We start from the raw sequence: 12,570 nt of genomic DNA on the forward strand, positions 1-12,570 counted from the left end.
TCATGCCGGAACGCGCGATCGCGGTCACACCGCCATCGTGCGTGCCACGGCCGGTGCCTCCCCGGTGCGCAGGCCGCACTCGCACGGCCCGTCGGCGGGGCACCGGCAGTTCTCCTCTTCCGGCTCGTGCCAGCCGGTCGCGTTGGCGAGCGTGCGCAGGCGGTCCATGTACGTCGGCAGGTCCCGGGGACGCGCCCCGTCCGCCAGCCTGGCGAGCTCGGTGGCCAGCGGCTGCGGGACGAGCTGCCACACCTGGGGGCGGATGGTGGCGAGCAGGTCGTGGAGCACGCCGAGCCGGGCCGGCCGCTGGCGGACGGTGGCCGCGCGTGCCTGGCGCACGGCCTCGTACAGCTCGGCCAGGGCCGCGTGGTCGCCGGCGGCCGTCGCGCCCAGCGTACGGGCGACCGCTCCGGCAACGGTCGCGGCGGCGGCCCGCTCGTTCGCGCCGATCGTGCGGCGGCCGTCCACCTGGACGGTCAGCATGCCCGTGTCACCCGCAGTGTCACCCATTGGGCCCGACCGCACCTCTACGGGGATGGGCGGGCGGCCGGGGAGCACGATGTCCAGCAGGCCGGAGCCGTAGTCGTGGACCCGGGCGCCCATGAGCGCCGCGCCGCGCTCGACGGCCCTGGCCGCGGCCGTCTCCGGCAGCGTCGCATGGCCGCGGATCGCCGTGACGTCGGCGGGAGAGAGCTCGCCCGCCCGCGCCAGCGCCAGCAACCGGGGCGCCGCTCCGGCCTGGCCGGGCGCCAGACCGGCCCGCGCCGCCTCGGCACGCAGCGCCTCGGCCGCGCCGCTCCAGCCGCCTTCGGTGACCGCGCGGGCCAGCCCGCGCAGCCGCGCGAGCGTCGCGGCGTCGGCCACCCCGAGCATCTGCCCCGGCGCCGTGGGGTGTGCGCCGAAGGCCGGCCCCGGGCCGAGCGTCCGGCCCGCCGGGCGGCCGTCCAGCGCGGCCGCGTGCGCGGCGATCTGCTCGGCCACCGCGACGACCCCGCGCCCGCCTCCGTCGGCGGGCACGCGAAGCGCCAGCCGCCCCGGCTCACGCGAGTCGACGGTCACGTCCGTGGCGCCCGGCGCGGCGTCGGCCAGCGCCACGGTGAAGGTCCCGCTCCTGGTGGACACCGTGAACTCGCCGGAGGGTCCCGCCGGAGCCAGGTCGGCGACGCCGGCGGTCTGCGCCAGCCTGCCGAGCCCGGCCGGCGAGGTGTCCAGCCCCACCGGGCCTCCCCCGTTGAGCAGCCGCGCGAGCCGGCTCAGCGGCTGAGGGGCGGCCGGCGCCCGCGGGCCCGTTCCCCACGGTGGCGCGGGCGGGGTGTGGCCGCGGCGTTCGAGGTCGGCCGCGATGGCGTCGATCGCGTCGGCCAGGAGCGAGTGCGTGGCCGGGTCGGAGGTCGCGTGCCACTTGCGCGACAGGTGGGCGTGCTCGTTCAGACGGGGGAGCAGGCAGTAGTCGGTGCCCTCGGTCTGGTGTTCCGACAAGGAGGTCCTGATCACGCCCTGCGGAGCGCCCGACGACGCGGCGAGCGTCTCCTGAAGGACGTGCGAGAGCTCGTGCACCAGGACCGACGACACCACGTCCGGGTGCACGCGCGGCCAGAAGCGCATGACGTGCGGGTCGTCCGCCGTGCCCGCGCGCAACTCGGTGGAGGCGTCGTTGCCTGCGCCCGGTTCCCCGATCAGCACGCGGACGTGCTGGTCGGGCGCGTTGGGGACCTGGACGGTCAGCGTGTCGCCGTTCCAGGCGACGTGCGCGGCGGCGCCGCCCAGGTCGCCGAGGGTGATGTTCTGGTTGCGCAGCTCGTCCACGGTCAGGTCGGGGACCCCGTCGGGCCGGGCCGACCGGCTGAAGGGCGTGCCCTCGATCGCGGGATCCGACATGGCCACCCCCTGGGCGACGCTGCCTCCCACCGGCTGGTTCTCCTCTTCCCGGTCGGCGGGCCAGGCCGGCTTGGCGGTGTCGAGCGCGAAGACGCCACGCGCCATCAGCTCGGCCTTGACCTGATGGGAGAAGGTGCCGGGGTTCTCGGAGTTCATGAAGACGTCGCGTAGATCGAGGCCGACCTGGTGGGCGGCGTCCAGCACCGCGGGGGAGAGGGTGGCGAAGGCCTCGGCGAACCCGCCGTCGGGGGTCTCGCTGTGCACCGAGCCGTCAGGGGCGGCCACGTAACGATGGAGGCCGTCCGCCTCCCGGACCGTCACACGGGCCACCGCACGGCGTTCGCGGGCGGCCAGGCGCGCGTCCTGCAGGACCTGGATCAGCCCTACGCGGCCCTCGGCCGGCACGAACTTGAACGTCGGCCATCCCTGATCAACGAGGGGCGCGAGCCGCACGTTCGCCTCCACCCGGGCGCGCAGCTCCGCGATCTCCTCCTCGAAGAGCGTCACGTCCACCCAGCCGCTGCTGGCGCCCGGCAGATGGATCGGGTCGCCGACGACGCGCTCGTCTCCGTTCCGCAGCCGCGCCACGTGCTCGAAGGTGAAGTCGTAGTCCACCCTGAGCCGGACGGTGTAGGCCTGGCTCTTCTCGGACTTGGTGCGCTCGCGGCGCCCCCCGTTGTGGTCGGTCACGCTCTCGGACGCCTGCTCCCCGGCCCGCACGCCGCCGTTGAGTCCCGACTGGCCGTCGCTCATGCTGCCGCTCTCGCCGACCGGCAGCGCGCGACCGCGGGACACCGTCACGTTCTGGGCGTTGGCCGTCCTGTCGACCTCTCCCTTCTCCGCCTCGAACGGGCCGGCGACGATGGTGAAGTCCGACATGCGGGCCCGGATCCTGACCTGGGCGCCCTGGTCCTTGAACTTCTGCCTGGCCACCCGCACGACGATGTCGCCGTCTGGTCCCGTCATCCGTTCGAACCCGGTCAGCAGTGCCCCCAGGGACAGCCGCTTGGTTATCTCGGACAGGCGTTCCGTGACCGTCTTGGCGCCCAGCATCTTCGACAGCTGCGCGGTGACGACGTCGAAAAGGCTGGGTTTACGCGGGTCCTCCCACAGCGCGTCCGTGAAGAAGCCGGGGTGCAGTTCGACCTGCCGGGGATCGGACGTCATGACGACCTGCCCCGGATCCTCGTCGACGGGCCGAACCATGCCGATCGGGATGCGCCGCACCAGCGTGGCGTTGTATTCGACCGTGTGGGTGGAGGGGAGCCTGCGCCGGAGCTTGTTCGCCGCCTGCTGGACCTTGGCCGGGATCGTGCCTCCACGCACCGGCGTGCGCTTGACCTCGATGACCAGCCTGGGCTTCTGCTTGACCCGGTTGATGCCGTTGAACCGGGCCACCCGCTGCAGCCGCGTGCCCTGCTGGTTGGTGGAGCCGGTGTAAGAGCGGCCCCGGTCCGTCGACACGCCGGCCCCGCGGCCGTCGCCCTGGTCCGAACTGCCGTAGTCCAGGCCTGCGGAGTAGGAGCCGTTGTACGACTCGGAGTGCGACAGGTCGGTGTAGCGGTAGCGCTGCATGATGACCCCGGCCTGCTTGAAGCGCGAGAGCAAGGTGGCCTTGCGGGAGTCTGCGGGGTTGTCGTACACCAGCCGGGTCGTGACGGTCACCTCCTCGGCCTGCCCGACCTGGGAGCCCACCTGCACGTGGTAGCTCTTCTGGAAGCCGCGCGGCGAGAACATGTCGGGAACGTGGATCTTCACGGCGTCCTGGGAGAAGTTGACGCTCAGCTCCTCGCTCAGGGTCGGGCTCCCGTCCACCACCTCGGGGGCGGCGGCTCGCACGGCTTTCAGCACGGCGTCCGCGACGTCGATGGGATTGCCCTGTTCGTCGGTCAGTTCGAGCGATTCCGTCGTGCCCAGGCCCATCCCGTCCTCGTTCGACGGCGACAGCACGACCTCCCTGGAGCGCTCGACCAGGTCCGCCGCCTCGCTCAGCGTCTCGTCCAGCCGCTTCTCCTCGTTCGCCTGCCGGGCCGTGGTCGCCTGCGGGCCAAGGCCCGTCAGCTCCTGGAGCTTGGCGAGCAGCGCCCGCCGGGGGGTGCGGTCGGCGTACCCCACGTCCTCGCCGGCCCTTCGCGCCTTGGCCACGTCCATGACGTACCTCTGGACGAGGGGCACGGCGAGGGACGGGTCGAGGGGCAGGCTGCCGTTGAGCAGCCGCTCGATGGCGTCGGCCACCAGGGCGCCCGGCAGCGGGAGCTCGCCTTCGGAGTACAGCTGCAGCGCTTCCTCCTCGGGAAGCAGGAACAGCCCGGTGCCCTGTGCCGGGGCCTCGCCGTTCTCGCCGAGCGGGACCCGGTCCCCCAGCGGCAGCGCGTGCGCCGTGTTCTCCGAGCCGGTGAGGGTGAGGTCCACGTTGGCACGCAGGACGTACTGGCGGCCGAAGAAGATCGTGAGCTCCTCGGTGCCCCAGATGTCGAGGATCGACGTGGAGTCGGAGGTGCCTCCCGACCGGGAAGGCAGCGAGAGCTTGCCGCCGTCGTTCGACGTGCCGCCGTCGTCGAGGTCGGAGACGTTCGTCGAGGCGCCGGCCGACACGCCGGACGACCCGCCCCAGGACACGCCGGCGCTGCCGAGCCCGAACAGGATGTCGCCGTTCACCTGGTCGACGACGCCCACCACTTCCGTGTCGCCGACCTCGCCCCGCACCGTCAGCGACGAGCGGGTGGGCATTCCCCGGGTGCGGATCCCGAGGCCGCTGGTGAGCATCCTCATCAGCGTCCTGGGGTGGGCGACGAGATTGCGCACGCCCAGGGTCGCCTTGATCATCTGGTACGCCACCGAATCCTCGCGCATACCTCTCGGCAGCACTTGCTTCGCCGCGGACTCCAGACTGCCGTGCGTGTCGAAGTGGATGAGCTTCGCCCTGGACAGCACCTTCCGCGACATCTTGCCGATGGGCATGGGCGCCGATCCGTCCTCTGAAGGAAGGTGGTCCGCCGCGAACAGCAGCTTGGCCCTACCACTTTCGGACGCCAGGGTGGTCGCCGTGCCGTCGTGCACAAGCGTGGCGGTCAGGTCGTGGCGCACCGAGAAGCCCGCGACCGGGCCGGTGCTCTCGTGCAGGATGGGCACCACGTTGACCGTGTCGCCGTCGCTCGAGCCCGCCGTACGGGTGCGGTTGCCGCCGGCATTGACGCCCACCTCGTGCGACAGGCCGTCGTGCCCCTGGTCGGGACCGTCGCTCTCGCTGACGGAGGCGCCGCCCCCGTACGTCCTGGACCTGCTCGTGCCCTGGGCCGAGGTGTCGGAGCCGATCTCGAGGTTGACCACCGTCTCCGACTCCGTGTGCCCGAGGTACTTCACGTCGTCGAAGTCCTGCTTCAGCGACAGGTGCAGCACGTAGTGCTCCGACGTGCTGTTCAGGCCGTGCATCACCAGGTCGACCTGAATGCCGTCCTGGGCCAGCGAGTCGTACGCGGACCTGATCCGGTGCTCGGACAGCTGCTCCGTGACCTCCTGGCGATTGAGAATCTGGGAGGCGCGCGCGAGCAGGTTGGACGAGTACTGCGGCACGCCGTTCACGGTCTTCGGGATGATCCCGCGCTCGGCGAGCTCGTCCAGCACCTGATCCCTGAACTCGTCCAGCCCGTCGATGTCCTGGACGAGGGCGGGGCCGGCGCCCCGCATCTGTCCCGGGCCGTCGCCGAGCCACACGGGCAGCTCGGGCTTGCGCCCCGGCGGCGGATCGGGATTCATGTCGCCGCGCAGCACCTGGTTGCCGTCCGCGTCGAGGAGCGGCTGTCCGTTCCTGTACACCAGCGCCGCGCTGTCGACGGGCAGGCCGAAGTGGTAGGCGGCCTTCTCCCGCATGCTGACCACCGCCTCACTGCGCATCGGCCGCAGCGTGACAGGCGGCTTGCCGATCACCTCCACGGTGAACGTGGTCTCCACCACGAGCCGGTAGCTCTGCTTGTAGCTGGTCTTCCTGTGCACGCTCGGGTGGATGGCCTGCTTGTTGGCGGTGGCCGAGTAGGACCGCGACGCCGCCCGGGAGCCTCTGACCTGCGGCCCGATGGTGGGATGGTAGCCGCCGACGCCGACCCCCTGTAGCGCGTCGTGCCTGAACCCGGCCGAGGCGCTCGCTTCCAGCGACCCGCCGGATGACGCGCCGCCCGGGGTCGCGACGAAGTCGACGAGCACCTCCTCCTCCCACTCGTCCGCGGTCGCCCCGCCCAGCGGCTCGCTCTCCACGAGCACGACCCGGCTCTTGGCGGTTACCCTCGCGTGCGGCTCACCGTTCTTGGTGAAGACCTGTTCCCGCCCTTTGTTGACGGCATCGCGCAGCCGGTGGGGCAGTACGTCGGTCACGAACGTGCGCAGCTGGTCGTGGGGGACGGCGCCGACCTTGGTGTACTCCCCGCCGAGCGTCGCCGCGATCTCGTCGAGGGCCTCCTCCAAGCCGTCCATGCTGGTGAGGACGTGGTTGGGAAGCTTCGGGTCCCGCTTGTCGTCGTCGATCCAGGCCAGCTTCCGCGGCGGCTGGTCGGTGAAGGAGTGCGAGACCCACATCCGCTGCGCGGCGGAATCGCCGGGTTTGCCGGAATTCACCACGGTGGTGTCCCGCCAGCTCGTGTCCTGCCCGGTGCGGATGTCGACGGTCCACGTCGCGGCGGCGTCGAACAGCAGCGACTCGCTCCTGTTGTCGGCGACGGAGCCGCCCTGCGCGTACATTCCCGCGCCGCCCGTCGCCGACCAGTTGCGCCCGGCGGCGACCCCGAGGCCGACCCCGAGCAGCTCGACCAGCGTCCTGGGCACCTCGCCCTCGGCCAGGAGTTGCGCCAGGACGGAGCTGTCGAAGCCGACGTTCATCCCGCCGCTGCCCGACTCGGTGGCGGTGACCGTGCGGCCCGCCTGGAAGAACAGGCCGACCATCATCTCCGATGCCTTGACGCCCGGGTCGAGCACCTCGACGAGGTCGGAGAGTGAGAGTTTGACCCGCACTTCCGCCGCCCTGCTGCCGCGGCCGACGCGCAACACGGCGCCGTCGGAGACGATCTTGTGGAAGTCGGCCCGCAGGGCGCGCTCCAGTTCGTCCGGGGTGAACTGGTAGCCGATCTTGTTGCGTCCCAACATCTCGTTGACGGCGGTGGTGAGCGCGTTGAGGTGGGCGAGCCGGCCCGTCGGCATGGCCGTGGACAGGCTGTCCTTGTGCGGCAGCGCCTCGGCCAGCGCGTCCAGATAGCCCTTGTGGCGCCGCCTGGCCTCGGCCTCCAGCGACCGGGCGATGGCGGCCATGCCGACCTCTCCCGGCTGGGTGGGCCCTCCTGGCTGCCTCATCGCCGCGAGCAGTTGCTCGTAGACCTTCCGCGCCTTCGTCGCCTCCGCCAGCGCGGGGGCGTACGCCTGCGCGATCCTGGAGTGCCGCTTCTGCGTGGCCAGGTGCGTCCGCATCTCCTGCCGCGCCTTGCGGGCCCGCTCGGACCGGCCCTGGTCGTGCTGCATCCGCGCCTTCACCGCGTCCCGCGCCGCCTTGCGGGCCTGCTTACCTGCCTCTTTCGCGCTGTCCTTCTTGGCACTGATCTGCTTCTGGAGCGCATGCTCCGCCTCGATCAGCGCGTTGATGACGTCCTGAACCTCGTGGGTGGACGGGTGCTCGCCGGGTAAGGCCGGGGCGTGGCTCGGCCGGGCGGTTTGCCCGGGCGCCCAGGGCGGCAGGGGCGGGGTGTGACCGCGTTCGTGCAGCTTGCGCGCCACGCCGTCGATGTCGACGGCGAGGAGCCGCTTCTCCGGGAGCGTCTGGGCCTGGTGCCACTTCCCGGCCAGCAACGACAACTCGTTGTAGAAGGCGGGGACGCACGCGTCCTGCGTGGCCTCGCCGCCGCGTCGGCGCCGTAGGAAGCCCTGCCGCCTGCCCCCGCCGGCCGACCGCACTTCCTGCAGTGTGTCGGTGATCTCGTGCAGCCAGACCCTGGACAGTTGGTCCGAGGCCACACGGGGGTTGAAGTGCACCAGGTGGGCGTCGTCCGCGCTCCTGCCCGACCTGATCTCGGTCTGGCCCATCAGGTCCGAGGGCAGGCCGCCGATGACGGGGCGGAAGTGGTGGACGCCGTCCGTCTCCGTGTGGACCGCCAGCGTCCGGCGGCCTTCCGAATCCGTCGACCAGGTGAAGCGCTTGACGCCCTGGTCGAGGAAGTGGCGGGCGAGCCAGTTTCCTATCGAGCTCCGCACCTCGTCGAGGTCCAGGTCCGGGCCCTGGCGGCCGTCGGTCACGTACCTGGTGCCGGCGATCGGCCGCGACGTGACCGTCCCCGGCTTGCTCGTGTACGCAGGCGCGGCGGCGGGGGCGTCGTCGGGCGCCGGGGCCGCCGCGGGGGCGGCCGGCTCCCCGGCCTGGGCGACCGTCAGCAGGGCGGCGGCCTCGGCCTGCAGGTCGGAGACGTCCGAGACCTCCTCGGCCCGCATGTCCAGCGCGGACCGGATGCGGCTCATGGTGGCCGCGGAGATCACGCGCACGCCATTGGGGGTGGAGATGAGGAGGTCGCCCTCCGGGCCGATCACCGCGTCGGGGAAGCTCGTGGTGAGTGCGCCGATCAGCGCCGTACGGGCCCGGACGGCGGCGGGCATGGGCTGACCGGCCGGCACCGACCCGTCGAGGGAGGTGACCGGGTGCCCGGAGCCGTCGTCGGCGAGCGTCGTCGTGCCGGTCGCGGCCTGGGCGTCGGGCATCGCTTGGGCGTCGGGCACCGTCTGGCCGTCCGGCTGGGCGGGGCTGTTGTCGGGGTTTGTCGGGTTGGCGTCGGCTTGGGTGGAGTTGTTGTCAGGGTTTGTCGGATTGGTGTCCGGTTGGGCGGGGGCGCTGTCCGGCTGCGCGGGGGTGCCGTCCGGCTGGGCCGGGTCGGCGTTGGGCGCGGTGGTGCCGTCCGGCGCCTGTCCCGTCGGGGCCGTTCCGGAGGCGTCGTCCGGTCGCGGGCCCGCGTCGCCGGCGGGCTGCGGCGCGGCGTCGTCCTGGGAGGGTGCCGCCGCATTCGGGTCCGCTTGGTCGGGTGCCGCCGCATTCGGGTCTGTCTGGTCGGGGTCCTCGCCCCTGGAGGTCCGCCGCTGCGACGACGCGTCCGGGTCCGGCGCGGCGGGGTTGCGGCGGCCGTCGCCGTCCCGGCCGCCGTCGGCCCTCGGGGTCGCCGGAGCGTCGGGCCTCGGGGTCGCCGGTGCGGTCGCCTGCCCGCCGGACCTCACGGTGGTGGGCCCCGCGGGGTCAGGCTGGCGCACGGCTCCGGCCATGCCGGGCTGGGGGCCGCCGTTCGTGGGGCCGCCACCTGACGTGTTCCCGTCCGCCGGGCCCCCGGGCGGGCCACCCGCCGCGCGGCCGGCGTCGGTGTGCGCGGCGAGGTCGTAGGCGGAGGCGAGAGAGGTGACCGGGTGGGCCAGCGCGGTGTAGACCTCGGGGTTGAACGGGCTGATCGTCCCGGTACGCCCGGCGCCGCCCATGAAGCCGCCCAGGAGGGAATCGGCCGTGAACGGGTTCTGCCACTGGTCGTAGACCACGCCGTTGGCGATGAAGCTGCCGGCCGGGGAGGCGATCGTGTTGGTCAGGCCCGTGGTCAGGGCACGGCCCGCGAAACCCGGCACGTGGCTGGTGACGTGGGACACGGGCCCGGCCAGGGCCGTGCCGAAGAGCGCGCCGCCGCCCGCGCCGATGACCGAGGCGGCCGACTTGTTCACGTCCCAGTCCTGCACGGTGCCCATCTGGAGCTGCTGGTACTGGGAGGCCGCGTCGATGAAGAACTCCTCGCCGATCTCCTCGATCAGCTCCCGGCCGATCGGTGAGGCCAGCAGCCTGGCGATGAGGCCGCGCCCGGTGGCGCCGCTGAGCGCGGTCACCCTGGCCAGCTGCCGCACGCCCAGTTCCCGGCCGCCCAGGGTCATGAGCCTGACGAGGATCCGCGTGATGGCCGCGCGGGCGCCCGCCGCGTACGGCCCGATGATCGCGGTGGAGGAGCCGGCGGTGAAGAAGGCGACGAAGAGGGCGATCGCGATGGCGACGACCGTCACCCAGAAGGCCACGTTGACGGAGAGCTTGGAGTACTGCGTCTCGACGGCGAAGTTGTTGGCCTGCTGCGAGTAGGCCTGCGCGTTCCCGGACACCCCGGCCAGCCCGCCCTCGTGGCCGTACAGGAAGGTGGCCCTGGTGACGAAGTTCGCGGTCGCGGGCGAGATCCATCCGTCCAGGAGGACGCGCGTGGCCGAGCCCGCGGCCGGCGCGGAGCTGACGGACCCCTCGGCCAGCTTGTCGTACGCCTCGGACAGCTTCGACAGGCCGCTCTCGCTGGCGCCCGGCCATTTCTGCCCAGCCGAAAGCAGGGGGAGCAGCCAGTAGACGACCCAGTCGGGCAGCGCCTCGGTCTCCCACGCGGGGAGGACGTCGCTGTCGATGCGGACCGCTGGCCGCGGGGCGGCAAGGCCGCCGCCGTTCTTGCTGCCGGAGCCGTGGACCCCGGTGTCGGCGTTGACCGTCACGTCCTGGGCCTCAGATTTCCCGCACCCGCCCGGCCGCCATGTCGCGCTTGATGTCGAGATCCATCTTCAGGGTGTTGTCGACGGCCGTGCGCACCCCGCTCCCCGCACCGGTGATCTCCTTGGCCAGCTGGGTGCACTGGCTGAGCATCTGGTTGGGGCCGTCGTTGCGGAAATGGGCGGCCCTGAACGCTTCCCCCTCGGCGCCGGGACCCCACGGGGCGGCGTCGAGCGCCTCCCGGACCAGGGAGACCAGCCTCGCCGACTCGTGTTCGAGGTCTTCGGCCATCGTCGACCACTCGGACAGCCCCCGGTCCACGCTGGGCTTGATGATCTGCGTACCGTCCCAGAGCCTCATCGTTCACCCTCCATCCGCTCGGCGAGTTGCGTCAGGGCGGTTTCGACGTCGCCGTCGAGGTGTGCCTCGAGCTCCGCACGGGGGATCACCGGCTCGAGGATCTCCGTGACGCGCTCGCGGGCGCCGGCCGCCGCCCGCTGAGCCGTCTCGACGATCGTGTCGGCCAGCTGCCGTGCCTCCGGCCGCCGGTAGATGCGCGGGTCCAGGTCGAGCCGGACGAGCTCGCCGCGCGGGCCGACCGTGACCGACACCAGGCCGTCGCGTGACTTCTCGGTGAACTGCACCCCTCTGGCCTGGGCATGCAGCTCCATGCCCGCGTCCTGGATCTGCCGGAACATGTCGCGCAGCTCGTCGGCGTATGCCCTCATCGCCGCCGAATCAGGCTGGTCGAGCGACTCCATGACACCCCCTGAAGCCAGGCCTCCCGTCTACGGGAAATCCTCTTACGAAACTTCCACGTTTCTAGTTAGTTTCCGTCACATGAACACCATCAGACAAGAGTGTGTTCAAAAGTGTTGTTTCCCGACATTTAGTGGTTCGGTGTGTTCGTGGAGGTCCGTCACCTCGGCCCGGGGCACCCAGAGGCGGTACACACCCCGCTCGACGCGCTCCAGCCCGAGCTCCACCGCCGCGGGCGCGGACCCGCCCAGGTATTCGAGCAGCAGCCGCCCGTCGCGCTCGCCGTGCACGTGGAAGCGCTCTCCCCGCCAGGTGCACACCGTCGTCACGAAGTCCAGGGCCGTGCACTCCGACGCGGGCACCGGGCGTACGTGGCAGCCGGGCTCGACCTCCTCGAACCCGTCCGCCGGCTCGGGGCTGCGCAGCCGGATCCACAGCTCCAGGGAGTGCGGCTCGGGGCTGGCCACGTAGTCCGCCCCCTGCCAGCGAGCCCGGTAGAAGTGCCAGCTCATCCCGTCCGCCTCCCGACCAGCAGCCACCGGCCCAGGTCGCCGTGGTAGATCGCGCGCCGGTGCTCCGTCCCTCCCGAGGTGAGCTCCCAGATCTCCGCGCCGTGCGGCAGGCCCACGCCGTACACCTTGTACTCGCGGATGACCTGGTCGACGTTCGGCACCAGGCCCATCCCCACGAACGGCGGCTCCTCGACCACCCAGCCCGCCACCGCGGCCCTGCGCTCCTCGTCGGTCCCGCCGTAGGGGGTGCGGTAGCCGGCCAGGCCCACGGGGCGCCAGCGCAGGATGTTGAGCGAGCCGTTCTCGGTCAGCAGGTCCGGCTGCCCCAGCGCGTCGGCGAGCACGACGGGCGTCGCGATGTGCGAGACGTCCAGGGCGTGATGGCAGTAGCCGGAGACGCGCGGCTCGCCCCCGGTCAGCAGGTCATGGATGGCGGCGGGGGACAGCAGCTTCTGGACCGCCGGCACCCCCGACCCGGGGTCGAGCACGAGGTCCGCGGCCAGCGTGGGCACCGCCAGCCTGGCCACCGTCCCCGACTCCAGCATGAAGGCGGCCGTCAGCCCAGGATTGATCGCCAGCCCCCACCGCGGGTCCGGCCAGCCGGCCGCCAGCTCGACCAGCGACAGGACGCGGCAGTGCGTGGCGACGCCCCCGGTGGCCAGCCGCATCGCCTCCACGGAGGTGTAGGCGAGCAGCCACGTCCGCTCGGCGTCGGCGGCGGTCGCCCACGCGGGGGCCTCGGTCCCGTCCGCCGCGGCGGCGGTGATCGGCAGCGCCAGGTCCGCGTCGCGGAGCAGGCTCAGGCACAGCGCGTCCTGCCCGTCCCGGTGCGCCGCCCACAACCGCTCCTCGAACGGCGTGGCCGGTTCGTGATCACTCGACGTCATCCGCCCAGTTTGCCGGAGCGGAACG

5 protein-coding genes are annotated in these 12,570 nt (G+C 72.3%); all 5 read right to left on the minus strand.

Translation table 11 applies throughout. The annotated features are described in order from the left end of the window. Positions 1-24: 24 nt before the first annotated feature. Positions 25-10,392, minus strand: a complete 10,368-nt coding sequence (locus tag AB0J87_RS54125) for a hypothetical protein (protein ID WP_363981621.1) — start codon at positions 10,390-10,392, stop codon at positions 25-27. Positions 10,393-10,402: 10 nt separating this feature from the next. Beyond that, positions 10,403-10,747, minus strand: a complete 345-nt coding sequence (locus AB0J87_RS54130) for a hypothetical protein (protein WP_363981624.1) — start codon at positions 10,745-10,747, stop codon at positions 10,403-10,405. Next, positions 10,744-11,148, minus strand: a complete 405-nt coding sequence (locus tag AB0J87_RS54135; protein ID WP_363981627.1) for a YbaB/EbfC family nucleoid-associated protein — start codon at positions 11,146-11,148, stop codon at positions 10,744-10,746. Before AB0J87_RS54135 ends, AB0J87_RS54130 begins: the two co-directional genes overlap by 4 nt. A 105-nt stretch (positions 11,149-11,253) precedes the next feature. Beyond that, a complete protein-coding gene (locus AB0J87_RS54140) occupies positions 11,254-11,658 on the minus strand; it encodes a hypothetical protein (protein ID WP_363981630.1) in 405 nt (134 codons plus the stop codon). Then, positions 11,655-12,545 (minus strand): SseB family protein, encoded by an 891-nt coding sequence (locus AB0J87_RS54145; protein ID WP_350728219.1) that lies wholly within the window; start codon positions 12,543-12,545, stop codon positions 11,655-11,657. The genes AB0J87_RS54140 and AB0J87_RS54145 overlap by 4 nt, the downstream gene beginning before the upstream one ends. Between the last annotated feature and the right edge of the window lie 25 nt (positions 12,546-12,570).

The organism is Nonomuraea sp. NPDC049625 (genome assembly GCF_040675285.1).
Lineage (GTDB): Bacteria > Actinomycetota > Actinomycetes > Streptosporangiales > Streptosporangiaceae > Nonomuraea > Nonomuraea angiospora_A.